The 23175-nt window shown below is 68.3% G+C and carries 22 protein-coding genes; 4 read left to right on the forward strand and 18 right to left on the reverse strand.

Annotated elements, in window-relative coordinates:
- Window positions 1-72: 72 nt before the first annotated feature.
- Genes C9E82_RS16580 through C9E82_RS16590 form a run of 3 tightly spaced genes read left to right on the forward strand, consistent with a single transcriptional unit; the run spans window position 73 to window position 3455 of the window.
- A complete protein-coding gene (locus C9E82_RS16580; protein WP_122449329.1) occupies window positions 73-801 on the forward strand; it encodes an RNA methyltransferase in 729 nt (242 codons plus the stop codon).
- Between the two features lie 39 nt (window positions 802-840).
- Window positions 841-1986, forward strand: a complete 1146-nt coding sequence (gene ctaA, locus C9E82_RS16585; RefSeq protein ID WP_119901213.1) for a heme A synthase — start codon at window positions 841-843, stop codon at window positions 1984-1986.
- Window positions 1983-3455, forward strand: coding sequence for a carboxypeptidase M32 (locus C9E82_RS16590; protein WP_119901212.1), 1473 nt, complete (start codon window positions 1983-1985; stop codon window positions 3453-3455). The genes ctaA and C9E82_RS16590 overlap by 4 nt, the downstream gene beginning before the upstream one ends.
- A 287-nt stretch (window positions 3456-3742) precedes the next feature.
- Here C9E82_RS16590 and preA read toward each other — a convergent pair whose 3' ends face one another.
- The 6 genes from preA to C9E82_RS16620 form a co-directional block, all read right to left on the reverse strand.
- Window positions 3743-5041 (reverse strand): NAD-dependent dihydropyrimidine dehydrogenase subunit PreA, encoded by a 1299-nt coding sequence (gene preA / locus C9E82_RS16595; RefSeq protein WP_119900937.1) that lies wholly within the window; start codon window positions 5039-5041, stop codon window positions 3743-3745.
- 19 nt (window positions 5042-5060) lie between these two features.
- A complete protein-coding gene (locus tag C9E82_RS16600; RefSeq protein WP_119900936.1) occupies window positions 5061-6299 on the reverse strand; it encodes a glycosyltransferase in 1239 nt (412 codons plus the stop codon).
- Window positions 6286-7626: an NAD(P)-dependent oxidoreductase gene (locus C9E82_RS16605; RefSeq protein ID WP_119900935.1), complete on the reverse strand. Its 1341-nt coding sequence runs from the start codon at window positions 7624-7626 to the stop codon at window positions 6286-6288. Before C9E82_RS16605 ends, C9E82_RS16600 begins: the two co-directional genes overlap by 14 nt.
- A 97-nt stretch (window positions 7627-7723) precedes the next feature.
- A complete protein-coding gene (locus C9E82_RS25305; RefSeq protein ID WP_119900934.1) occupies window positions 7724-9022 on the reverse strand; it encodes a sensor histidine kinase in 1299 nt (432 codons plus the stop codon).
- The gene (locus C9E82_RS16615; RefSeq protein ID WP_119900933.1) at window positions 9022-9684 is read right to left on the reverse strand and encodes a response regulator transcription factor; all 663 of its coding nucleotides are present in this window, start codon (window positions 9682-9684) and stop codon (window positions 9022-9024) included. The genes C9E82_RS25305 and C9E82_RS16615 overlap by 1 nt, the downstream gene beginning before the upstream one ends.
- Complete coding sequence (locus C9E82_RS16620; RefSeq protein WP_119900932.1) at window positions 9685-10104, reverse strand: PepSY domain-containing protein; 420 nt, start codon at window positions 10102-10104, stop codon at window positions 9685-9687. It abuts the gene before it with no gap.
- Between the two features lie 145 nt (window positions 10105-10249).
- On the opposite strand from C9E82_RS16620, the gene C9E82_RS16625 reads away from it, so the two are divergent.
- Window positions 10250-11227 carry a PepSY domain-containing protein gene (locus C9E82_RS16625; protein ID WP_119900931.1) on the forward strand — a complete coding sequence of 326 codons (978 nt, stop codon included), beginning with the start codon at window positions 10250-10252 and terminating at the stop codon, window positions 11225-11227.
- A gap of 71 nt (window positions 11228-11298) precedes the next feature.
- Here C9E82_RS16625 and C9E82_RS16630 read toward each other — a convergent pair whose 3' ends face one another.
- The 12 genes from C9E82_RS16630 to C9E82_RS16685 form a co-directional block, all read right to left on the reverse strand.
- On the reverse strand, window positions 11299-11754 hold the full coding sequence (locus C9E82_RS16630; protein WP_122449331.1) for a lytic transglycosylase domain-containing protein: 456 nt from the start codon (window positions 11752-11754) through the stop codon (window positions 11299-11301).
- Window positions 11755-11851: 97 nt separating this feature from the next.
- Complete coding sequence (gene lpdA / locus C9E82_RS16635) at window positions 11852-13240, reverse strand: dihydrolipoyl dehydrogenase (RefSeq protein WP_119900371.1); 1389 nt, start codon at window positions 13238-13240, stop codon at window positions 11852-11854.
- 81 nt (window positions 13241-13321) lie between these two features.
- Window positions 13322-13711: an MAPEG family protein gene (locus C9E82_RS16640; RefSeq protein WP_119900386.1), complete on the reverse strand. Its 390-nt coding sequence runs from the start codon at window positions 13709-13711 to the stop codon at window positions 13322-13324.
- Between the two features lie 5 nt (window positions 13712-13716).
- A complete protein-coding gene (locus C9E82_RS16645) occupies window positions 13717-13971 on the reverse strand; it encodes a hypothetical protein (protein WP_119900372.1) in 255 nt (84 codons plus the stop codon).
- A gap of 57 nt (window positions 13972-14028) precedes the next feature.
- A complete protein-coding gene (gene odhB, locus C9E82_RS16650; RefSeq protein WP_119900373.1) occupies window positions 14029-15570 on the reverse strand; it encodes a 2-oxoglutarate dehydrogenase complex dihydrolipoyllysine-residue succinyltransferase in 1542 nt (513 codons plus the stop codon).
- A gap of 4 nt (window positions 15571-15574) precedes the next feature.
- Window positions 15575-18541, reverse strand: coding sequence for a 2-oxoglutarate dehydrogenase E1 component (locus tag C9E82_RS16655; RefSeq protein ID WP_119900374.1), 2967 nt, complete (start codon window positions 18539-18541; stop codon window positions 15575-15577).
- A 70-nt stretch (window positions 18542-18611) separates the two neighbouring features.
- Window positions 18612-19013: a hypothetical protein gene (locus C9E82_RS16660; RefSeq protein WP_119900375.1), complete on the reverse strand. Its 402-nt coding sequence runs from the start codon at window positions 19011-19013 to the stop codon at window positions 18612-18614.
- 65 nt (window positions 19014-19078) lie between these two features.
- Window positions 19079-19963 (reverse strand): succinate--CoA ligase subunit alpha, encoded by an 885-nt coding sequence (gene sucD, locus C9E82_RS16665; protein WP_119900376.1) that lies wholly within the window; start codon window positions 19961-19963, stop codon window positions 19079-19081.
- Window positions 19964-20015: 52 nt separating this feature from the next.
- A complete protein-coding gene (locus C9E82_RS16670; RefSeq protein WP_119900377.1) occupies window positions 20016-20561 on the reverse strand; it encodes a hypothetical protein in 546 nt (181 codons plus the stop codon).
- The gene (gene sucC / locus C9E82_RS16675) at window positions 20558-21751 is read right to left on the reverse strand and encodes an ADP-forming succinate--CoA ligase subunit beta (protein WP_119900378.1); all 1194 of its coding nucleotides are present in this window, start codon (window positions 21749-21751) and stop codon (window positions 20558-20560) included. The genes C9E82_RS16670 and sucC overlap by 4 nt, the downstream gene beginning before the upstream one ends.
- Before the next feature lie 249 nt (window positions 21752-22000).
- Window positions 22001-22612, reverse strand: a complete 612-nt coding sequence (locus C9E82_RS16680; protein WP_119900379.1) for an HAD family hydrolase — start codon at window positions 22610-22612, stop codon at window positions 22001-22003.
- Complete coding sequence (locus tag C9E82_RS16685) at window positions 22612-23064, reverse strand: nucleoside deaminase (protein ID WP_119900380.1); 453 nt, start codon at window positions 23062-23064, stop codon at window positions 22612-22614. Before C9E82_RS16685 ends, C9E82_RS16680 begins: the two co-directional genes overlap by 1 nt.
- Window positions 23065-23175 lie beyond the last annotated feature (111 nt).

The raw sequence follows: 23175 nt of genomic DNA on the forward strand, positions 1-23175 counted from the left end.
GGCATACTCCAGTCGTTGCGTCCCAGATAGCGCAGCTTGCCGCCCGCGGCCAGACGGACTATGCGGCAGGGCATGAGCGATTTGCGTCAACCCGTCATCATCCTGGTCCGCCCGCAGATGGGCGAGAATATCGGCGCGGCCGCCCGCGCCATGCTGAATTTCGGCCTGACCCGGCTGCGGCTGGTCGCGCCGCGCGACGGCTGGCCGAACCCCAGGGCGGTGGCGATGGCCTCGGGCGCGGCGGGGCGGGTGCTGGACCAGGCCCGCGTCTATCCCACGCTGGCCGAGGCGATGGAGGGCATCGACTATGCCTTCGCCACCACCGCGCGCGGGCGCGAGCTGACCAAGCCGGTCTTCACCCCGGCCAGCGCGATGGAAAAGGCCCGCGCCCATGACGGCAACTGCGCGATCATCTTCGGCCCCGAGCGCGCCGGGCTGGAGAACGAGGATGTCGCCCGCGCCAATGCCATCGTGACGGTGCCGGTCAACCCGGAATTCGCCTCGCTGAACCTGGCGCAGGCGGTGCTGCTGATGGGCTACGAATGGGGCCGCGACCATTTGCCGCCCGAGCCCGCCCCCCATGCGCGCCGTTCCGACAGCGACGCCCCCGCCGACCGCATCGAGATCGAGCGGCTGGGCGACCGCTATGAGGAAGGCCTTGAGGCGGCGGGGTTTTTCTTTCCGGAAACCAAGGCCGCCTCGATGCGGTTGAACCTGCGCAACATGTGGTCGCGCCTGTCGCTGACGCGGGGCGACGTGCGCATCCTGCACGGCATCTTGCGCCAATTGACCCGCCGCTAGGCGCGACCTACTGTCCGCCCGACCCTGAAGGAGCAAGCGATGGCCAAGCGCCCCGTTTTCGAGGAAGTCTCGGACCCGACCGCCAGCCGCCCCGTGAAGACCACCGGCATGATCGACGCCGCGCCGAAGGGCGCGCGCCGCGCGATCCGGCTGTGGCTGGTGGTGCTGTTCGCGCTGGTCCTGGCGATGATCGTTCTGGGCGGGGCGACGCGGCTGACCGGCTCGGGCCTGTCGATCGTGGAATGGGCGCCGGTCACCGGCACGATCCCGCCCATGTCCGACGCCGACTGGCAGTCCGAATTCGACGCCTACAGGCAGATCCCGCAATATACCGAGGTGAATGCCGGCATGTCGCTGTCGGAATTCAAGCAGATCTACTGGTGGGAATGGTCGCACCGGCTGCTGGGCCGGCTGGTCGGGCTGGTCTGGGCGGCGGGCTTCCTGGGCTTCCTGGCGGCGCGCAAGGTCCCCGTCGGCTGGACGCCGCGGCTTCTGGGCATCGGCGCGCTTGGCGGGCTGCAGGGCGCGATCGGCTGGTGGATGGTCAGCTCGGGCCTGGTCGAGGGCATGACCCGCGTCGCCTCCTACCGGCTGGCGGTCCATCTGGGGCTGGCCTTCGTGATCCTGGGCCTGATCGCCTGGTATGTGATGCAGCTGTCGCGCAGCGAGGCCGAACTGTTGCGCGCCCGCCGGGCGGGCGAGCCGCGGCTGTTCGGGATCTCGACCGGGCTGATGCACCTGGCCTTCGTGCAGATCCTGCTGGGTGCGCTGGTCGCCGGGATCGATGCCGGGCGCCACTATACCGGCTGGCCGACCATGGGCGGCGAATGGATCCCCGAGCTGATCTGGGAATCGCATCTGGGCTGGCGCAACTTCTTCGAGAACCCGGCGACGGTCCAGTTCATCCACCGCATGGCGGGCTATCTGCTGGCGATCTTCGCCGTGGTGGTCTGGCTGCGCGCCCGCCGCTCGCCCCATCCGGTGACACGGGGCGCATTTACCGCCATGCTGGTGGCGATGGCCGCGCAGATCGGGCTTGGCATCCTGAACGTGCTGCACGCCTCGCCGCTGCCCCTGGCGCTGATCCATCAGCTTGGCGCGGTGGTGCTGTTCTCGCTGATCCTGCGTGCCCGCCACCACGCCCGCTATCCCATCGAAACCTCGGTCAGGGGGACCAGGAAATGAGCGCCTTCGACGATCTGCTTGCCTTTCAGCGCCAGACCGAGGCGCTGTCCTCGATCGCCGAGCGGCTGGGCTGGGACCAGGAAACCGTGATGCCGCGCGGCGCCACCGAACAGCGGGCCGAGGAAATGGCCGCGATGGAGACGCTGCTGCACGAACGCCGAACCGATCCGCGCCTGGGCGAATGGCTGGAGGCCGCCCAGCCGCAATCCGAGGCCGACGCCCGCATCATCGAGCTGATCGCCCGCGACTTCACCCGCGCCAGCCGGGTGCCGGCGCGGCTGGCCACGGAACTGGCGCGGCTGACCTCGCTGGCCCAGGGCATCTGGGCCGAGGCGCGCGCCAATGACGATCCGACCGACTTCCTGCCGGTGCTGGACCAGGTGCTGATGCTGAAGCGCGAGGAAGCGGCGGCGCTGGCCGATGGCGGCGACCTGTATGACGCGCTGCTGGAGGATTACGAGCCGGGCATGACCGGGGCCGGGCTCGCGGCGCTGTTCGACGCCATGCGCCCGCGTCTGGTGGCGTTGCGCGAGGACGTGCTGGGCGCCGAGCGCCAGCCGCAGGCGCTCAGCGGCCATTTCCCGCAGGAGACCCAGCTGCGCCTGGCCCGCATCTGCGCTACCGCCTTCGGCTATGACTGGACCCGCGGCCGCATCGACCTGGCCGTGCATCCCTTCAGCAGCGGCCGCTGGCAGGACAGCCGCATCACCACGCGGGTGGTCGAGACCGACCCCTTCAACTGCCTCTATTCGACCATCCACGAGGTCGGGCATTCCAGCTACGAGTTGGGCATCGATCCCGACTACGCCTTCACGCCGCTGGGGCGCGGGGTCTCGATGGGCGTGCATGAAAGCCAGAGCCGCATCTACGAAAACCAGATGGGCCGCGGCCGCGCCTTCACCGGCTGGCTGTTCAAGCGGATGTCGGATGCCTTCGACGGGCTGAACATCGCCGACGAGGATGCTTTCTACGCCACCGTCAACCGCGTGGCGCCGGGCCATATCCGCACCGAGGCCGACGAGGTCCAGTACAACCTGCACATCATGCTGCGCTTCGACCTGGAACGCGACCTGATCTCGGGCCGGCTGGATACCGAGGACCTGGTCGAGGCCTGGAACGCCCGCTTCCTCAAGGATTTCGGCATCGCGGTAGACCGCCCGGCCAATGGCCTGCTGCAGGACGTCCATTGGGCGGTGGGGCTGTTCGGCTATTTCCCCACCTATGCGCTCGGCAATGTCCTCGCCGGCGGCTTGAACGCGGCGATGCGCGCCGCCGTGCCCGACCTTGACGACGCCCTGGCCCGCGGCGATGCCGGCCCCGGCGTCGAATGGCTGCGCGAGAACGTCCAGCGCCACGGCGGCCTGCTGCCGCCGCGCCGCCTGATCGAGGAAGCCACCGGCGGCCCCATCAGCCCCGAGCCGCTGCTGGATTACCTGGAGGAGAAATTCGGCCGGATCTACGGGCTGTAGGCCGGGCTGGGGTATTTCTGCAACGAAGAAACGGCAAGGAAGAAGTGGCAGGGATTGCGCCCCGGCCCCTCCCGCCCTGCGGCGGGTAAGGCGTTATCGGCCCAGGGACCGGGGCGGCTTCTCCGTTGGCGGTCATCGGCTCCCCAGCCTGTACCGCGTCGCCGATCCTAGGCGGGCGCGGTTGAAAAAGGATTAACGCATCCGCTTCTTCGTTGCGAAAATACCCGAGGGGGGTGCGGGGGGCGTCAAGCCCCCCGCCGTCGCGGGACGCAATGCCGGTCGTGCGCTTATTCCGCCGCCTTCGCCATCGGGTTGTTGGGATGGGTGGTCCAGTTGGCATAGCCGCCGCGTGCGATGCCCGTGCGCAGGTCCACCTCGCCCGGCGCGAGTTCGCGCATGGTGATGCAATCCTCCACCGGGCAGACGTCCAGGCACAGGTTGCAGGCCACGCATTCCTCCTCGATCACCTCGAAGATGCGGCCGGGTTTCATGGCGATGGCCTGGTGGCTGGTATCCTCGCAGGCGGCATAGCAGCGGCCGCATTTGATGCAGGCCTGCTGGTCGATCCGCGCCTTGGTGACATAGTTCAGGTTCAGGTATTGCCAATCGGTCACATTGGGCACCGCGCGCCCGATCAGGTCGGACAATGCCATCTCGTGGCTGTCCAGATAGTCGCGCAGCCCGGTGATCATCTCCTGCACCACCTTGAAGCCATAGGTCATCGCCGCCGTGCAGACCTGCACGTTGCCCGCGCCGAGCGCCAGGAACTCGGCCGCGTCGCGCCAGGTCGTCACCCCGCCGATGCCGCTGATCGGCAGCCCGCGGGTTTCGGGATGCCGGGCGATCTCGGCCACCATGTTCAGCGCGATGGGCTTGACGGCGGGCCCGCAATAGCCGCCATGCGCGCCCTTGCCGTCGATGGTCGGTTCCGGCGCGAACAGGTCCAGGTCGACCGAGGTGATCGAGTTGATCGTGTTGATCAGGCTGACCGCATCGGCGCCGCCGCGTTTCGCCGCCTCGGCCGGCTTGCGGACATCGGTGATGTTGGGCGTCAGCTTCACGATGCAGGGCATCCGCGAATACTGCTTCACCCAGCGCGTCACCATCTCGATATATTCCGGCACCTGGCCCACGGCGGAACCCATGCCGCGCTCGCTCATCCCGTGGGGGCAGCCGAAGTTCAGCTCGACCCCGTCGGCGCCGGTATCCTCGATCCGGGCGAGGATGTCGCGCCAGCTCTGCTCGTCGCAGGGCACCATCAGGCTGATGACCAGCGCCCGGTCGGGATAGTCGCGCTTGACCTGCTTGATCTCGCGCAGGTTCACCTCCAGCGCCCGGTCGGTGATCAGCTCGATATTGTTCAGGCCCAGCACGCGCCGGTCGGGACCGTGGATCACGCCGTAGCGCGGGCCGTTGACATTGACGACCGGCGGGCCCTCCGCGCCGAGCGTCTTCCACACGACGCCGCCCCAGCCGGCCTGGAAGGCGCGGCGGACATTGTATTCCTTGTCCGTCGGCGGCGCCGAGGCCAGCCAGAACGGGTTCGGGGACTTGATCCCTATGAAATCGCTGCGAAGATCTGCCATGTCACCCCCTGTGGCTGCATCATCGATGTGGCTGGTTCAGTTGACTGCGGATTATGTCGCTTCGGTGGCGGAAGACCTCGTCGCGGGTCAGATGGGCGGCCGAGGCCCCGGCGCGCCGGATCAGCTCGGACAGCCGCGGCCGGTCGGCATCCAGCGCGGCAAGCGAGGCGACAAGCGCGTCGGTATCGCCGCGCGGCACCAGCAGCCCGGCACCCTGTTCGCCGGTCAGCTCGGCCGAATAGGGATCGCGATAGCCGACCAGCGGCGTGGCGGAATGCAGGCTCTCGATCAGGTTGCGGGGCGATTCGTCGCTGAGATGGCAGAACAGCAGCAGATGCGCCCTGCGATAGAAGTCGCGCACCCGCGCCGGGTCCGACACGAAGCCCTCGAAGCGCAGCTCCGTCTCGGTCAGCCCGCCCTCGGCGGCGGCGGCGCGCATCTCGGCCAGCATCTCGCCCTCGCCCAGCCAATGGGCCTCGAAATCCACGCCCTGCGCCTTCAGCCCGACCAGCACCCGGATCCAGTCCAGGGGGCCCTTCATCGCTGCCGCCCGCCCGCAATAGAGGATGCGCAGCGGACCCTCGGCGGCGGCATTCGCCTTGGCCGCTATGACATCCGCATCGACCCGGTCGCCATCGGTGAAATGCACGTCCTCCACCTGATGGGGATTCCGGGCGATCTTGCTGAAATGGCGAAAGACCGTCGCGCCATGCAGCAGGCTCAGGTCGGCGCTGCGGACGGCGCGGTTCTCGTTGCGGGTGAAGATCGCCGCGCGCAGCGCCGATTTCAGCCGCGCGGGCAGCGATTTGCCGCTTTCCGCGCGAACCACCTGCGATTCGACCCGGTCGAACCAGACCGCATGGGGAATGCCGTGCCGGCGCGCGACCGAGGCCGCGATCTCGCCCGGATCGCCGATCCAGCCGCCATAGGCGAAGGTGTGATATTGCGTCTCGCGCATCAGTTGCAGCATCTGGCCGGACAGCGTGCGGCGCTGGCGCAGCAGGGTCTTCAGGTCATAGGTGTCGGGTAGCGGCACGATGGCGATTTCCGGCGCCGCGATCCCCTCGGCCGCCGCATCCGCCCAGCCGGCCGGGGGCGGGGCGTCATGGCAGATGGAAAAGGCCGTGACGCGGGCGAAATTCTCGCGCCAGGCTTTCAGGCCCGAAATCGTCTGGCTTTCGATGAAAAGCCGTCCCGCGGCGTCGCGGAAGATCGGGGCGCTGATGCCCAGCAGCAGAGAATCGTCAGTCTGGCTCATTCAGGAACTCGTGAATATCCTCGGCGGCGTCCCGACCTTCGGCGACCGCGGTGACTGTCAGATCGTCCCCGCCCGAGGCGCAGTCCCCGCCCGCCCAGACGCCCGGAACCGAGGTCCGGCCGCGCGCGTCGACGGCGATCTTGCCGCCCTGCAGCGCAAGTCCTTCGGGGATGCCGTCGAGCCTCTGCCCGATGGCGCGAAACAGCTGGTCGGCCCTCAGGCGGAACCGGTTCGCGGTCAGCATAAGCCCATCGGGGCCGTCCTCGGAATAGGAAAATTCGACCTCGGCCACCGCGCCGTTGCCGTGGATGGCGACCGGCACCGCGTTGCAGATGATCCGCACGCCCGCGCTGGTCGCATGGTCCTGCTCGTGCCGGCTGGCGCCCATGCGGTCGCGGCCGCGGCGATAGACGATGGTGACGTTCTCGGCGCCCAGAAGCCGGGCCTGCACCGCCGCGTCCACGGCGGTCATGCCGCCGCCGATCACCACCACGTCGCGGCCGATGGGCAGGGCGGTCAGGTCCCCGGCCTGGCGCAGATCGCGGATGAAGGACACCGCGTCCAGCACGTTGCCGCGTTCCTCGCCCTCGGTGCGCAGCCGGTTGACGCCGCCAAGACCCATGCCCAGGAACACCGCGTCATGTTCGGCGCGCAACCCCTCCAGCGTGATGTCGCGGCCGAGGCTCTGGTCGTGGCGCAGCTCGATCCCGCCGATGCCCAGAAGCCATTTCACCTCGGCCTGGGCGAAACCGTCCACCGCCTTGTAGCTGGCGATGCCGTATTCGTTCAGCCCGCCGGGCTTGGGCCGGGCCTCGTAGATCACCACGTCATGGCCCTTGGCGGCCAGCCGATGCGCCGCCGACAGGCCCGCCGGCCCGGCGCCGACCACGGCGATGCGCCTGCCGGTGGGTTCGGCGCGGCGGAAGGGATGGCCCTGGCGCGACATCAGCCCGTCGGTCGCATGGCGCTGCAGCGCGCCGATCTCGACCGGCTGGCCCTCGGCCTCCATCCGCACGCAGGCGCCTTCGCAAAGGTTCTCGGTCGGGCAGACGCGGGCGCACATGCCGCCCAGGATATTGGCGTGAAAGATCGTCATCGCCGCCGCATCCGGCGTGCCCGTGGCGATCTGACGGATGAACAGCGGAATGTCGATCGAGGTCGGGCAGGCCGTGACGCAGGGCGCGTCGTGGCAGAAATAGCAGCGGTCGGCGGCGACCTGCGCCTCGTGGGCATCCAGCGGCGGGGCGACATCGGCGAAATTCGCCGCCAGTTCCGCGGCGCTCAGGCGGCCGGGCAGCACTCCGGGCGACAGTCTGGCTTGGGACATTTGCGTCTCCTGGCACTCCTGTTGGTCCGTTCAGGCTGGCACAGGTCCGAAATTTTATCAAAGGGTAAAATCACGGCGCGGGGTTTCTGCCCGGATTTCAGGCGGGCAGGTCCAGAATCGCGGCAAGCCCGCCCATTTCCGCGCGGCCCAGCCGCAGTTCGCCGCCATGCAGGGCGGCCAGGTCGGCGACGATGGCCAGGCCCAGCCCGCTTCCGGCCGGGCCCTGTTCGTCCAGGCGCGCGCCGCGGATCAGCGCGCGGGGGGCGTCGGTCTCGGCCATGCCGGGGCCGTCATCCTCGATGCGGATCACCAGCCGGCCATCGCCACCCGTCACCCGCAGGGCCAGCCGGCTTCGGCCCCATTTCACCGCGTTCTCGGCCAGGTTGCCGATCATCTCCTCCAGGTCCTGCCGCTCTCCGGCGAAGCTGGCGTCGGGCGGGCAGTCGATCAGCGGGCGGATGCCCTTGTCCTCCATCGGCCAGCGCAGCACCAGCATGATGTCGCCGATCACCGGCGCGACGGGCGTGCGCTGACCCAGGATCCGGGGCGAGGCGGCGCGGGCGCGGCGCAGGTGCCAGCCGATCAGCCGGTCCATGCGAGTGATCAGCTTGTGGCCCGCATGGCCGTCCGGCAGTTCATTGGCCAGCGCCGCCAAGGGGGTCTTCAGCGAATGGGCCAGGTTGCCCAGGTGCTGGCGCGACCGGGCCAGAAGCGTGGCGTTCTGGTCCAGCGCGGCATTGATCTCGGTCGTCAGGGGGCGCAGTTCCGACACGTCCGGCAGGCCCAGCCGCTCGGCCTTGCCCGCCCGCACCTGCCGCAGATCCGCGCCCAGCCGGTCGAGGCTGCGCAACCCCGCCGTCACCTGCACCACGCTGGCCGCCGCCAGCCCCAGCCCCAGCACGATCAGCGCCAGCCCCAGCGGGCCGCGGATCTGGCGCAGGCTTTCCTCGATCTGCTGCTGCGGCGCGGTCACGGTGATGGCGATCAGCGCGTCGCTGTCGGGGATGGTCAGTTCGCGGCGCAGCACCCGCAGCGCCGCGCCATCGGCGCCCATGCCGCGCCCGCCGGTGAATTCGCCGCCCGGTCCCGCCAGCCGCCCGTCCAGCAGCGAAGCCGAGCGCGCGAAGACCTGCCCGTCGGCCTCGGCCTGCCAGTACCAGCCGGTCAGCGGCAGGGTCAGGCGCGGATCGGCGGGCGGGTCGTCGACCTCGATCCGGCCGCTGCTCTCGATCTCCAGGCTGGCGATCAGCGCATCGGCCAGCGCCCCGGCCTCGGCATCGAAGCGGTCGGTGACGAAATCCTCGAGCAGCGCCGACAGGAACAGGAAGGCCGCCAGCAGCGCCGCCGTCAGCCAGACCGCCGCAAGGACCAGAAGCCGGGCGCGGATCGAGCGCATCAGCCATCCGTCCGCAGCACGTATCCCTCGCCGCGCCGGGTCTCGATCACGCCCTCGCCGATCTTGCGGCGCAGCCGGCCGATCACCACCTCGATCGACTTGAAATCGCGGTCGGCATCGGCCTCGTAGAGATGTTCGGACAGCTCGGTTCGGCTGACGATGCGGTTCTGGTGATGGATCAGATAGGCCAGGATGCGGGTCTCGAACGGGGTCAGCTTCAGCGCCACGCCGTCGCGGGTGATGACCCCCAGCTGGCTGTCCAGCTGCAGCCGCCCGGCGCCGATCACCGGCCGCGCATGGCCCGCCGCGCGGCGGATCAGCGTCTGGCATCGCAGCACGACCTCGTCCAGGCGGAAGGGCTTGACCGCATAGTCGTCGGCGCCGGCGCGGAAACCGGCGACCTTGTCGGTCCAGTCGCCGCGTGCGGTCAGGATCAGCACCGGCATGGCGATGCCCTGGTCGCGCCAGCGGGTCAGCACCTCGATCCCCGGCATTCCCGGCAGGCCCAGGTCCAGGATCGCCACGTCATAGCTTTCGGTCGCGCCCAGGAACTCGCCCTCGGCGCCGTCGCCCGCGCGGTCGGTCACGAAACCCGCATCCTGCATGGCCGCGGCAAGCTGCCCGGCCAGCACCGGATCATCCTCGACGATCAATGCCCGCATTCAGTCCTCATCCCTCATGCCGCGCCCGAAAGGCTGCCCATGCGGGCGCCCGCGCGGCCCCAGCCCCGGCCCGGATCTTGCGCCGGTCCTCAATGCCTCGATCTGGCCCCGGCCCGCAACCTCCAGGAAACGCCCGTCGCGCGCATCGACGCGGATCTGCAGCATCTGCCGGCGCGGCGTGACCAGCCGGAACTCGTAGACCAGCGCCGCGCCCAGATCACGCTCCTGCGGCAGGGGCGGGCGCGCCTCGGCGGCGATCAGCCGGCCGACATAGCGGTCGCTGACGCGGCGGGCGATCTCGTGCAGGGGCAGGGGGCGGAACTCGTCGAAGATCGGCGGCGGCTCCTGCGCCGCAACCGGCAGGGCCGCGGGGGAAAGGGCCGCCAGAATCAGGGCAAGGCTGGTCGAAAGGCGCGTCATGGCGGCGATCATGCGCGGCGCGGCCCCAATGGAAACCAAATGGCGCGTTGGCGGTTCGTTCGGACAGGGCCCGCTAGAACCTGATTCGTCCGGGGCGCGGATTCGCATGGCCCGACGGGACGGGAATTCAAGGAAGGAAAGACCTATGAGCAGGATCAGACTGACGACCTCGGCCGCGATCGTGGCGCTTGGCTGCGCGCTGGGGGGGGCGGCGCTGGCGCAGGACGCGGCCCGGATGCCGGCCTGGCTGCAGGGGCTGGATCTGCAGAACGTGCAGACCGAGACGAAGCGGCAGGGCGGGCAGGAAATCGAGGGCCGGCTGCCCGGCGGCGGCAAGATCGAGGTGAAGCTGGACCGCGACGGCAACCCGGTCGAGATCGAGGCCGACGACGTGCCCCTGCCGCAGCAGGTGATCGACGCGGTCCTGCCCGACGCGGTGCGCGGCCACGAGGCGATGGGGCTGTTCGCCCGCATCCAGGACATCAAGACCGAGCGTGGCAGGATCGAGGTCGAGGGCTATCAGCAGAACGGCGACGACCTGGAGCTGGAATTCGACGCCGAGGGCCGGCTGGTCGCGATCGATGCCGATGACACCGCGCTGCCGCAATCGCTGGTCGACGCGCTGCTGCCCCAGGCGGTGCTGGGCAGCGACGTGCTGGGCCAGTTCGCCAGCATCGACGAGATCAAGCTGCATGGCGAAGGCCGGTTCCGCGTCGAGGGCCGGGACGAGACCGGCCAGCATGTCCGGGTGATGGTCGACCAGGACGGCCGGCTGCTGCGCTTCGGACGCGACGATGGCAGCCGCAAGGGCCCTGGCGGCTGGCAGGAACGCGGCGCGCATGGTGAACGCGGCGCGCATGGCGACGCCCCCCGCGCGCGCTTCCACGGCGAAGGGATGCGCCCCGATCCGCGCCGTTCGGGCGGTCCGCGCGCAGAAGCCCCGGAACTGGCCTTCGACCCGGTCGAGGTCAACCAGCGCCTGACCGAGGCCGGCTATTCCGGCTTCGGCCTGTTGCGCCAGGACGGCCCGCGCCTGGTTCTCGAAGCGCAGAACCCCGCTGGAGAGCCGGTCACCCTGGAACTCGACAGCGCCGGAGAGGTCGTGCGCGAAACCGCCCGCTGATCGCTGCCGCTCACGGAACAATGAAGGCGCCCTCCGCAAGGGGGCGCCTTCGCACGAAGCCCCCGCGCGGATCAGCCGCGCAGCCCGGTCTCCTCCAGCAGGCCCTTGCGCTTGGCCTCATAGTAATAGCCGCGCGCATACCAGCCGACGGCCGCGTCGTGATTGCCGCCCGCCACCAGATAGGCGCCGCGCAGATATTTCACCCCGTATTGCAGATTCGTGTCGGCATCCAGCAAGCCGCTGTCCGGCCCGCGATAGCCCATCGTCCGCGCGGTCTGCGGCAGAAGCTGCATCAAGCCGTAATAAGGCCCGTTGCGCGCATCGGGCCGATGGCCGGATTCGCGGATGACCACCCGCTGCACCAGCGAGGGCGGCACACGATGATGCGCCGCCCAGTAATTGATCCGCGACCGCAGATAGGGCGTCTCGTTGGGATAGAGCCCCGCCCCGCCGCGCTCCTCGCGCCTGCCGCCCCCGCCGCAGGCCGCCAGCGCCAGGACCGCCAGCAGCACCCCGCGCCGTCCCATCTTCTCTGTTGCCGAAATACCCCGGGGGGTGAGGCGCGCCAGCGCCGAGGGGGGCAGCGCCCCCCTTTCCCCGCCGGCCGTTCCCGACCCCGCCGCTTCAGACATGGATCGCCCCGTCGCCGCAGGCCAGCGCCGCCTCGCGCACCGCCTCCGAGGTCGTCGGATGGGCGTGGCAGGTCAGCGCCAGGTCCTCGGCCGAGGCGCCGAATTCCATCGCCACGCAGACCTCGTGGATCATCTCGCCGGCATTGGGGCCGATGATGTGGCAGCCCAGGATCCGGTCGGTTTCGGCATCCGCGATCAGCTTGACGAAACCGTCGGCCTGCATCACCGCCTTGGCGCGGGCATTGCCCATGAAGGGGAACTTGCCGACCTTGACCTTGCGCCCGGCCTCCCTGGCCGCCGCCTCGGTCAGCCCGACGCTGGCCACCTCGGGCATGGTGTAGATCACGCCGGGGATCACGTCGTAATTCACATGGCCATGCTTGCCGGCGATGACCTCGGCCACCGCCATGCCCTCGTCCTCGGCCTTGTGGGCCAGCATTGGCCCCGGCACCGCATCGCCGATGGCATAGATGCCGGAGGCGGAGGTCTGCCAATGCCTGTCCACCGGGATGAAGCCGCGCGCATCCAGGTCGATGCCCAGCTTGTCCAGCCCCAGCCCGTCGACGAAGGGGCTGCGGCCGGTGGCGACCAGCACGCAATCGGCCTTCAGCGCCTGTTCCTTGCCGTCCTTCTTCAGGCTGTATTTGACCTCGGCCTTGCCGGTGCCATGCTCGACCCCGGAGACCGCCGCGCCCAGGATGAATGTCAGCCCCTGCTTGGTCAGCACCTTCTGGAACTGCTTCTGCACCTCGGCATCCATGCCCGGCGTGATCACGTCCAGATATTCGATCACCGTGACCTCGGCGCCCAGCCGCGCATAGACCGAGCCAAGCTCCAGCCCGATCACGCCGGCGCCGATCACGACCATGGATTTCGGGATCTTCGGCAGCGACAGCGCGCCGGTGGAATCGACGACGATGCCCTTGTCGTTGTCGACCTCGACCCCCTTCAGGCTGGACGGCACCGAGCCCGAGGCGATGACGATGTTCTTCGCCTCGTGCAGGGTCTCGCCGACGCGGACCTTGCCCGGCGCCTCGATGCTGCCCCAGCCCTTCAGCCAGTCGATCTTGTTCTTCTTGAACAGGAATTCGATGCCCTTGGTATTGCCGCCGACGGTCTCGGCCTTGTAGCCCTGCATCTTCGCCCAATCGAGTTTCACCTTGGCGCCGGTCAGGCCCATCTTCTCAAAATTCTCATGCGATTCGTGCAGCATGTGGCTGGCATGCAAGAGCGCCTTCGAGGGGATGCAGCCCACGTTCAGGCAGGTGCCGCCAAGCGTCTCGCGGCCCTCGACGCAGGCGACCTTCAGGCCCAGCTGCGCGGCGCGGATGGCGCAGACATAGCCGCCGGGGCCGGCGCCGATGACGATCAGATCATACATTTCTCGTTCCTTCCGTCTGTGGCGGCAAGCCGGGGGTTTTGCACCCCCGGACCCCCGCAGGATATTTGGACCAAGGCGAAGTCAGATGAGGCTCGCCAGGATCATCAGCATTGTCGCCGCGAAGCCCAGGGCCCAGATGACCGAGCGCCAGGGCACCCAGCCGAGGACATAGGCGGGGATGTAGAGCAGGCGCGCGCCCAGGTAGATCCAGGCGCAGGCCGCCGTCAGGGCCGAGGCCTGCCCGCCGGCCACCGTGACCAAGACGGCGATGGCGAAGAGGATCAGCCCCTCGAAATGGTTGTTCAGCGCGCGTTGCAGGCGGCCGGCCGTGCCGGTCAGCATGGGCGCCTGGTCGCGCGGGCCCATGGCGACCTTCGGGCCGACCTGGCGGTTCGCGGCGATCGAATAGGCGGCGAACTGAAGCCCCTGGAGCAGGGCTGCAAGCGCCAGGACGGTCAGTTCGGTCGACATCATTCTCAGGCGGTTTCGAGGAAATGGAACTGCAGGCTGCCGACCCCGGCCTGGGCGGCGAAGGCCGCGCCGCCGCCGCCCAGATAGGCGCGGGCCGCGGTAGCGTCGTTCACCTGGTAAAGCGCCCAGGCGCTTGCGTCATTCTCGCGCCACAATTGCAGCAGCGACAACCCGTTCTGGCCGCGATCCTCGGCATCGGCGTCGAAGGCCGTGCGGAAGCGGGCATAGTCGGACAGGGCGTAATGGACGAGGGCCTGCATGGCGATCTCCTTTTCGGGTCAAGGGGCGTCGATTGGGCATCAACGCCCCTTGCGGGATCACAGATCCATCAGCAGGCGGCGCGGATCCTCCAGCGCCTCCTTGACGCGGACCAGGAAGGTCACGGCGCCCTTGCCGTCGACGATCCGGTGGTCGTAGCTGAGCGCCAGGTACATCATCGGCCGGATCACGATCTGGCCGCCGACGACCATCGGGCGTTCCTGGATCTTGTGCATCCCCAGGATCCCCGATTGCGGCGGGTTCAGGATCGGCGAGGACATCAGCGAGCCGTAGACGCCGCCATTCGAGATGGTGAAGGTGCCGCCCTGCATTTCCTGCATGGTCAGCTTGCCGTCGCGGCCCTTGGCGCCCAGCTCGGCGATTTCCTTCTCGATCTGCGCGAAGCCCTTCTGGTCGGCGTCGCGCACCACCGGCACGACGAGGCCCGAGGGCGTGCCCACCGCGACGCCCATGTTGACGTAGTTCTTGTAGACCACGTCGGTGCCGTCGATTTCCGCGTTGACCTCGGGCACTTCCTTCAGCGCGTGGCAGCAGGCCTTCACGAAGAAGGACATGAAGCCCAGCTTGACCTTGTGCTTCTTCTCGAAGGCGTCCTTGTATTCGTTGCGCAACGCCATGATGCCGGACATGTCGGCCTCATTGTAGGTCGTCAGCATCGCGGCGGTGTTCTGGGCGTCCTTCAGGCGCCGGGCGATGGTCTGGCGCAGGCGGGTCATCTTGACGCGCTCCTCGCGGGCGGCGTCGCCGGGGGCCGAGGGGGCGCGCGGAGCAGTTGCCGGGGCAGGGGCGGCGGCTTGCGGCGCGGCGGCGGCCCTGGCCACGTCCTCCTTCATCACCCGGCCGTCGCGGCCCGAGCCGGCGACCTGGTCGCGGCTGACGCCCGCCTCGGCCATGGCCTTTTTCGCCGAGGGCGCATCCTCGACATCCTTGCGCAGCACCGGCTGTTCGGGCCCGGCATCGATGGCCTTTTCCTGCGGCGCGGCAGCAGGGGCCGAGGGCGCGGCGCCGGCGGCGCCTTCGGTGATGATCGCCAGCCGCGCCTTCGCGTCGACGGTCGCGCCTTCCTCGGCCAGGATCTCGGCCAGCACGCCGGCGGCGGGGGCGGGGACCTCGACCGAGACCTTGTCGGTTTCCAGCTCGCACAGCATCTCGTCCATGGCCACGCTGTCGCCGACCTTCTTGAACCAGGTGGCGACGGTGGCCTCGGTCACGCTCTCGCCCAGTGCCGGCACCATCACATCCACGGATTTACCGCTCATTCTCTGTCCCTCCTGGGTCTTCTCGGCCTGGGTTTCTGCGGCCTGCGGTTTTCGGGTCTTGGGGGCGGCGCCGGTGGCGGCGCCGGTTTCGTCGATCTGCGCCAGCAGCGCGTCGGGGGCGACGGTCTCGCCCTCGGCGGCGAGGATGGCGGCCAGCACGCCTGCCGCCGGGCTGGGCACCTCGACCGTCACCTTGTCGGTTTCCAGCTCGCACAGCATCTCGTCGACCTCGACCCGCTCGCCCGGCTTCTTGAACCAGGTGGCGACGGTGGCCTCGGTGACGGATTCGCCCAGGGCGGGCACTTTCACTTCGATGGTCATCAAATCATCCTTCGAGGTCGAGCGCCTCGGAGACCAGCGCCTCCTGCTCGGCCTTGTGGCGCGAGGCCAGGCCCGTCGCGGGCGAGGCGGCGGCGTTGCGGCCGACATAGCGGGCCCGGCCGTGCTTGGCGCCCAGCCGTTCCAGCACCCATTCCAGATAGGGCTCGACGAAGGTCCAGCCGCCCTGGTTCTTGGGCTCTTCCTGGCACCAGACGCATTCCGCCTGCTTGAAGCGGCCCAGTTCCTTGACCATCGCCTGGGCGGGGAAGGGATAGAACTGTTCCAGGCGCAGCAGGTAGACATCGTCGATCCCGGCCTCGTCGCGGGCCTTCAGCAGGTCGTAATAGACCTTGCCCGAGCAGATCACGACGCGGCGGATCCTGTCATCCGCGACCAGCTTCGTGTCCGAGGTGCCGCGTTCGGCATCGTCCCACAGGATGCGGTGGAAGTTCGAGCCGGTCTGGAAATCCTCGGCGGCGCTGACCGCCTTGGGATGGCGCAGCAGCGATTTCGGCGTCATCAGCACCAGCGGCTTGCGGAAGCCGCGATGGATCTGGCGGCGCAGGATGTGGAAATAGTTGGCCGGCGTGGTGCAGTTGGCCACGATCCAGTTGTCCTCGGCGCACATCTGCAGGAAGCGTTCCAGCCGGGCCGAGCTGTGCTCGGGGCCCTGGCCCTCCCAGCCGTGGGGCAGCAGCATCACCAGGCCCGACATGCGCAGCCATTTCTTCTCGCCGGAGCTGATGAACTGGTCGAACATGATCTGCGCGCCATTGGCGAAATCGCCGAACTGCGCCTCCCACATGACCAGCGATTTCGGCTCGGCCAGCGAATAGCCGTATTCGAAGCCCAGCACGGCATATTCCGACAGCATCGAATCGATGACTTCGTATTTCGCCTGGTCCGGCTGGATATGGTTCAGCGGGTAATAGCGGTCCTCGGACTTCTGGTCGATGAAGGCCGAATGGCGCTGGCTGAAGGTGCCGCGGGTCGAATCCTGGCCGGCCAGGCGCACGCCATGACCCTCGACCAGCAGCGAGCCGAAGGCCAGCGCCTCGCCCGTTGCCCAGTCGAAGCCCTGGCCGGTCTCGAACATCTGCCGCTTGGCCTCCAGCAGGCGGCCGACGGTCTTGTGCAGGCTCAGCCCCTCGGGGACGGTGGTCAGCGCCCGGCCGACCTGGGTCATGACCTCGGGCGAGATGCCGGTCTCGCCGGCGACATATTCGATGCCCTCGCGGTCCAGCCCCGACCACTTGCCGTCCAGCCAGTCGGCCTTGTTCGGCTTGAAGTTCTTGCCGACCTCGAATTCCTCGTTCAGATGCGCCTGGAAGGCGGCCTTCATGTCCTCGATCTCGCCCTCGGGGATCAGCCCGTCGGCGACCAGCCGGTCGGTATAGAGCTGCAGCGTCGTCTTGTGCGACTTGATGCGCGTATACATCGCCGGGTTGGTGAACATCGGCTCGTCGCCTTCGTTATGGCCGAAGCGGCGATAGCAGAAGATGTCCAGGACAACGTCCTTCTGGAACTTCTGCCGGAATTCGATGGCCACGCGGGCGGCATGGACCACGGCCTCGGGGTCGTCGCCATTGACGTGGAAGATCGGCGCCTCGACCATCAGCGCGATGTCGGTCGGATAGGGCGAGGTGCGGCTGAAATGCGGCGCGGTGGTGAAGCCGATCTGGTTGTTCACCACGATATGGATGCAGCCGCCGGTGCGATGGCCGCGGATGCCCGACAGCTGCAGGCATTCGGCGACGACGCCCTGGCCGGCGAAGGCCGCATCGCCGTGCAGCAGGATCGGCAGCACCGAGATGCGGTCGTGATGGTCGCCCAGCTGGTCCGATTTCGCCCGCGCCTTGCCCAAGACGACCGGGTTCACGGCCTCCAGGTGGCTGGGGTTGGCGGTCAGCGACAGGTGGACCGTATTGCCGTCGAATTCGCGGTCGGACGAGGCGCCGAGGTGGTATTTCACGTCGCCCGAGCCGTCCACGTCCTCGGGCTTGAAGCTGCCGCCCTGGAATTCGTGGAAGATCGCCCGGTAGGGTTTCGACAGCACGTTGGCCAGGACCGACAGCCGGCCCCGGTGCGGCATGCCGATGACGATCTCCTTCACGCCAAGCGCGCCGCCGCGCTTGATGATCTGCTCCATCGCCGGGATCAGCGCCTCGCCGCCGTCCAGGCCGAAGCGCTTGGTGCCCATGTACTTGACATGCAGGAACTTCTCGAAGCCCTCGGCCTCGACCAGCTTGTTCAGGATGGCGCGGCGCCCCTCGCGGGTGAACTGGATCTCCTTGCCATAGCCCTCGATCCGCTCCTTCAGCCAGGCGGCTTCCTCGGGGTTCGAGATATGCATGAACTGCAGCGCGAAGGTGCCGCAATAGGTGCGCCGCATCAGGTCGGTGATCTGGCGGATCGAGGCGATCTCCAGGCCCAGCACGTTGTCGATGAAGATCGGCCGGTCCAGGTCGCCGGGGCCGAAGCCATAGGTCGCCGGGTCAAGCTCGCCATGGTCGGGGATGTCGCGCAGCCCCAGCGGGTCCAGGTCGGCGTGAAGATGTCCGCGGATCCGGAAGGAACGGATCAGCATGATCGCGCGGATGCTGTCCAGCACCGCCTGGCGCATCTGGTCGGTGGTCAGGCTGACGCCCTTTTCCTGGGCCTTGGCGGCGATCTTCTTCATCGCCGCCTGCGCCTCGTCCTTCGAGGCCATCGGCCATTCGCCGGTCAGCGCGGCGGTATTGTCGTCGGCGACGGCCGGCGGCCAGTCGGCGCGCTTCCAGCTGGCGCCCTCGGCCTCGCGCACGGCGTCGGTGGCCTCGTCGCCCAGGCTGCGGAAGAAGGCGTCCCATTGCGCGTCGAAGGCGGCGGGGTTCTGCGCCCACTGGCCATAGAGCTGTTCCACATAGGCGGCGTTATGCCCTTGCAGGAATGAGGAATCGTGGAAATCGGTATTCTTGGGTTGGTCGTTCATGGCTCATCCCCGGTTCAGGGTAAGGGGTTCAGGCTGAGGTTGCGGGCGGTGTCGTGGGCGGGTGATGCGTTCAGGCGCAGTGGATGTCGATCATTCGGGCGCCGGGATCGGCGGTCGGGTCGGTGCGGGGCAGGATGTCGATCCGCAGGGGGCGGCGGCGTTCCAGCCCGCATAATGCGAAAGCCGCGCCCTGTTCGGCATTGGCCGGGGCGCGGGCGGGGTGATAGATCAGCCTCCAGCCGAAATCCCGGCGGGCGACGGTGCGGACGGAATCCGGGGGCAGGGTGCTGGCCTCGTGCAGGTTGGTGCGGGCGGGGATGCCGCCGGGCAGGATGTCCTCGGTCATCTCGCGGCCGCAGGCCGCCAGCACCAGCAAGGCGACGGTGCAGAGCGGAGCGGCATGGCGCTGCCCGCAGCCCGGCCGGCCGCCCTGCGACCCCTCTGGCTGCCCGTTCCAACGCTGACCCTCCATCCTGTCCCCCGGTGGCTGTTGTGACTGCGCCCATACTTAGGTGGGGGGCGCAGTCTGTCAAATCATCAGCCCTTGATCGCCTTCAGCACCGCTTCGCCCAGCCCCGCGGGGCTGTCGGCGACGACGATGCCGGCGCGCTTCATGGCCTCGATCTTCGATTCCGCGTCGCCCTTGCCGCCCGAGACGATCGCGCCCGCATGGCCCATGCGGCGGCCCGGAGGCGCGGTGCGGCCGGCGATGAAGCCCGCGGTCGGCTTCCAGCGGCCCTTCTTCTTCTGCTCGGCCAGGAATTCGGCGGCCTCTTCCTCGGCCGAACCGCCGATCTCGCCGATCATGATGATCGAGGTGGTCTCGTCATCGTCCAGGAACATCTCCAGCACGTCGATATGCTCCATCCCCTTGATCGGGTCGCCGCCGATGCCGACCGCCGAGGACTGGCCCAGCCCCACGTCCGAGGTCTGCTTGACCGCCTCGTAGGTCAGCGTGCCGGAACGCGAGACCACGCCGACCGAGCCGCGCTTGAAGATCGAGCCCGGCATGATGCCGATCTTGCATTCGTCCGGCGTCATGATGCCGGGGCAGTTCGGGCCGATCAGCTTCGACTTCGAGTTCAGCAGCGCGCGCTTGACGCGCATCATGTCCAGGACCGGGATGCCCTCGGTGATCGCCACGATCAGCGGGATCTCGGCGTCGATGGCCTCGAGGATCGAATCCGCCGCGAAGGGGGGCGGCACATAGATCGCGGTCGCATTGGCGCCGGTTTTCGCGACGGCCTCATGCACGCTGTTGAAGACCGGCAGGTCCAGATGCGTGGTGCCGCCCTTGCCGGGCGTCACGCCGCCGACCATCCGCGTGCCATAGGCGATCGCCTGCTCGGTGTGGAAGGTGCCCTGGGACCCGGTGATCCCCTGGCAGATGACTTTGGTATTCTTGTTAACGAGAACGGCCATGTTTTGGCTTCCTTGCGTTGACATTCCAGCGCGCCCGACACCGGGCACTTGTTCAATTCGTAACCTTCGAGAAACTGATTTCGGCCCCAGTGGCATATCTCGCCTGCCCGCCGGGAACCCAGCCAAGAACCGAGACGGTTCGGCCATCTTTCGTGAACCAGTCCGCCTTGCCTCGCCCGGCCGGAATCTGTGTCCAGCCCTGTTGAAGCAGCTCGGCCCTTGCCGCGGCCAGAATTCCTGCGCCGCGTGTATAGGGGCGAACGTGGATCGTGCAGCTCAGCCTCTCGTTTTTCTTGCGAACTCCGATGCTGCGAACGAATTCCAGCATCTGGGATTTGGGTGCTTCCTTAAGGAAGACGGCATCGCCGCCACCGCGAATATACTGATACCCGTCCTGCGTCAGGGGAGCCAAGGCGTTCACCCCTTCGAATTCCGCCTTGACGCAGATATTGGTCAGCTTTCGGGCTTCGGCCACCTCGTCATAGGCGACCCGCGTGAAGTCTGCAGGCCGCGTTGCCGTGGTTCCCTGGGGATCAACGGTTTCAGTGCAGCCGGCAACAGTCAGCGCAATCACGAGGGCGACGATGCCGCGTATCACCCCTTCACCGCCTTGACGATCTTTTGCGCCGCGTCCGACAGGTCGGCCGCCGCGATCACGTTCAGGCCCGATTCGCCGATGATCTGCTTGCCCAGCTCCACATTGGTGCCTTCCAGCCGCACGACCAGCGGGACCTGCAGCCCGACCTCCTTCACGGCGGCGATGATGCCTTCCGCGATGATGTCGCAGCGCATGATGCCGCCGAAGATGTTGACCAGGATGCCTTTGACGTTCTCGTCCGAGGTGATGATCTTGAACGCCTCGGTCACCTTCTCCTTGGTCGCGCCGCCGCCGACATCCAGGAAGTTCGCGGGCTCGGCGCCGTAGAGCTTGATGATGTCCATCGTCGCCATGGCAAGGCCGGCGCCGTTGACCATGCAGCCGATCTCGCCGTCCAGCGCGATATAGTTCAGGTCGAACTTCGAGGCCGCCAGTTCCTTCGGGTCTTCCTCGGTCTCGTCGCGCAGGGCCAGCACGTCGGCCTGGCGATAGAGCGCGTTGTTGTCGAAGCCCATCTTCGCGTCCAGGCATTTCAGGTTGCCGTCGGTGGTCACGATCAGCGGGTTGATCTCCAGCATCTCCATGTCCTTCTCGATGAACATGCGATACAGGTTCCTGACCAGCGCCACGCATTGCTTGACCTGCGCGCCTTCCAGACCCAGCGCGAAGGCCACCCGGCGGCCGTGGAAATCCGACAGGCCGGATGCCGGGTCGACGCTGAAGCTGACGATCTTTTCCGGGGTCGAGGCCGCGACTTCCTCGATATCCATGCCGCCCTCGGTCGAGGCGACGAAGCTGACGCGCGAGGTGCCGCGATCGACCAGCAGCGCCAGGTACAGCTCGCGCGAGATGTCGCTGCCATCCTCGATATAGATGCGGTTGACCTGCTTGCCGGCCGGGCCGGTCTGGTGCGTGACCAGGGTGCGGCCCAGCATCTGGCGGGTCAGCTCCTCGGCCTCCTCGACCGATTTCGCCAGGCGCACGCCGCCCTTCTCGCCGGCCTCGGCCTCCTTGAAGTGACCCTTGCCGCGACCGCCCGCATGGATCTGCGCCTTGACCACCCAGAGCGGCCCGTCCAGCTCGCCCGCCGCGGTCTTGGCTTCGTCGGCCTTCACGACCACGCGGCCATCGCTGACCGGCGCGCCGTATTGGCGCAGCAGCGCCTTGGCCTGATATTCGTGGATGTTCATCGCGACCCCCTCATTCGGTTCACTGATTTGCGGCCTTCTGGCACAATCCCGGCGCGAAAAGAAACGAATTTCGGGGAAAATGGCGAAAATTGGAGGGAATGCGCTCAATGTGATCACACGCGGAAAGGCCGTGATCACATTGGCGCAAGAAGGCCGGCGGACGGGCCCTGACGGGTTGATTCCCGCCGCCCGGATCGGGCTGCCGGCGGCACGGTCGCCGCGACCGGAGGGCCGCGCGGGTCGTCGGGTTCAGGACGGCGGAAGCAGGCCCCGCGCGGCCAGGTCGCGCCGCAGGGCGGGGGCGTCGGTGAAGCGGATCGCCTCCATCCCGACCGCGCGGGCGCCGGCCACATTCGCGGGGCTGTCGTCGATGAACAGGCAATCCTCGGGCGCGACGCGGTTGCGGCGGGTCAGCGCCAGGTAGATGTCCGCCTCGGGCTTCAGCAGGCGCTCGATCCCGGAAACGACGATATCCTCGAAAAGCCGGGTCAGTCCGGGATAGCGCGCCAGGGCGGCGGGCCAGTTGTCGGCCGACCAGTTGGTGATCGCGAACAGGCGGTGCCCGGCGGCCTGCAATTCGGCGGCGATCTCCCAGCTGCCGGGAACGGGGTCGGTGATGGTCGCGGGAAAGGCCTGCGTGTAATCCATGAGCGGCGCCGCCGCATCGCCGAAGGCCGCGCGGGCGGCGGCAAGCCCCTCGGCCAGCGGGCGGCCGCCGTCCTGCAGGCGGTTCCAGCCGTCGAAATCGACCCGAGCCATCCAGTCGCGGATCGCGTCGCGGTCGCTGAAATGCGCCGCGAAGGCGCGTTCGGGGAACCAGCTGATCAGGACCTGGCCCAGGTCGAAAACGACATGTTTCATCATCGGCGGCTTTCGAAGAAGGATTGCAGCAGGGCGCGGGCTTCGGCGGCGCGGATGCCGTCATAGACCTGCGGCCGGTGGTGGCATTGCGGATGGCGGAAGATCTGCGCGCCATGGATCACGCCGCCCATGCGCGGGTCCTCGGCCCCGAAATACAGCCGCTCGATCCGCGCGGCGGAAATCGCGGCGGCGCACATCGGGCAGGGCTCCAGCGTGACCCACAGCGCGTGGCCGGGCAGCCGTTCCGACCCCAGCGCCGCGCAGGCCGCGCGAATCGCCAGGATCTCGGCATGGGCGGTCGGATCGCGATCGGCGCGGGTGCGGTTGCCCGCCGCCGCCACGACGCGCCCGTCGGGGGCGATCACGACCGCGCCCACCGGCACCTCGCCGCGTTCGGCCGCCGCCCGCGCCTCGGCCAGGGCCTGCGCCATATGCGAGGTGAAATCCGCCATGCCCCGCTTGTCGCAAGCCGGACCCGGCAAGGCAAGCGGGCAAAACAACCCTTCCTTCGGCGGCGCGCAGGGCGTAGAAAGGCGCCTTTGCCACCGCAGCGATGCGCAGGA

The organism is Paracoccus sigandri, assembly GCF_003709565.1.
GTDB lineage: Bacteria > Pseudomonadota > Alphaproteobacteria > Rhodobacterales > Rhodobacteraceae > Paracoccus > Paracoccus siganidrum.

What these genes read in the sequence shown, in the direction of transcription:
- C9E82_RS16580 (WP_122449329.1), top strand. Translation starts at nt 73, where the DNA reads ATGAGCGATTTGCGTCAACCCGTCATCATCCTGGTCCGCCCGCAGATG.
- ctaA (WP_119901213.1), top strand. Translation starts at nt 841, where the DNA reads ATGGCCAAGCGCCCCGTTTTCGAGGAAGTCTCGGACCCGACCGCCAGC.
- C9E82_RS16590 (WP_119901212.1), top strand. Translation starts at nt 1,983, where the DNA reads ATGAGCGCCTTCGACGATCTGCTTGCCTTTCAGCGCCAGACCGAGGCG.
- preA (WP_119900937.1), bottom strand. Translation starts at nt 5,041, where the DNA reads ATGGCAGATCTTCGCAGCGATTTCATAGGGATCAAGTCCCCGAACCCG.
- C9E82_RS16600 (WP_119900936.1), bottom strand. Translation starts at nt 6,299, where the DNA reads ATGAGCCAGACTGACGATTCTCTGCTGCTGGGCATCAGCGCCCCGATC.
- C9E82_RS16605 (WP_119900935.1), bottom strand. Translation starts at nt 7,626, where the DNA reads ATGTCCCAAGCCAGACTGTCGCCCGGAGTGCTGCCCGGCCGCCTGAGC.
- C9E82_RS25305 (WP_119900934.1), bottom strand. Translation starts at nt 9,022, where the DNA reads ATGCGCTCGATCCGCGCCCGGCTTCTGGTCCTTGCGGCGGTCTGGCTG.
- C9E82_RS16615 (WP_119900933.1), bottom strand. Translation starts at nt 9,684, where the DNA reads ATGCGGGCATTGATCGTCGAGGATGATCCGGTGCTGGCCGGGCAGCTT.
- C9E82_RS16620 (WP_119900932.1), bottom strand. Translation starts at nt 10,104, where the DNA reads ATGACGCGCCTTTCGACCAGCCTTGCCCTGATTCTGGCGGCCCTTTCC.
- C9E82_RS16625 (WP_119900931.1), top strand. Translation starts at nt 10,250, where the DNA reads ATGAGCAGGATCAGACTGACGACCTCGGCCGCGATCGTGGCGCTTGGC.
- C9E82_RS16630 (WP_122449331.1), bottom strand. Translation starts at nt 11,754, where the DNA reads ATGGGACGGCGCGGGGTGCTGCTGGCGGTCCTGGCGCTGGCGGCCTGC.
- lpdA (WP_119900371.1), bottom strand. Translation starts at nt 13,240, where the DNA reads ATGTATGATCTGATCGTCATCGGCGCCGGCCCCGGCGGCTATGTCTGC.
- C9E82_RS16640 (WP_119900386.1), bottom strand. Translation starts at nt 13,711, where the DNA reads ATGTCGACCGAACTGACCGTCCTGGCGCTTGCAGCCCTGCTCCAGGGG.
- C9E82_RS16645 (WP_119900372.1), bottom strand. Translation starts at nt 13,971, where the DNA reads ATGCAGGCCCTCGTCCATTACGCCCTGTCCGACTATGCCCGCTTCCGC.
- odhB (WP_119900373.1), bottom strand. Translation starts at nt 15,570, where the DNA reads ATGACCATCGAAGTGAAAGTGCCCGCCCTGGGCGAATCCGTCACCGAG.
- C9E82_RS16655 (WP_119900374.1), bottom strand. Translation starts at nt 18,541, where the DNA reads ATGAACGACCAACCCAAGAATACCGATTTCCACGATTCCTCATTCCTG.
- C9E82_RS16660 (WP_119900375.1), bottom strand. Translation starts at nt 19,013, where the DNA reads ATGGAGGGTCAGCGTTGGAACGGGCAGCCAGAGGGGTCGCAGGGCGGC.
- sucD (WP_119900376.1), bottom strand. Translation starts at nt 19,963, where the DNA reads ATGGCCGTTCTCGTTAACAAGAATACCAAAGTCATCTGCCAGGGGATC.
- sucC (WP_119900378.1), bottom strand. Translation starts at nt 21,751, where the DNA reads ATGAACATCCACGAATATCAGGCCAAGGCGCTGCTGCGCCAATACGGC.
- C9E82_RS16680 (WP_119900379.1), bottom strand. Translation starts at nt 22,612, where the DNA reads ATGAAACATGTCGTTTTCGACCTGGGCCAGGTCCTGATCAGCTGGTTC.
- C9E82_RS16685 (WP_119900380.1), bottom strand. Translation starts at nt 23,064, where the DNA reads ATGGCGGATTTCACCTCGCATATGGCGCAGGCCCTGGCCGAGGCGCGG.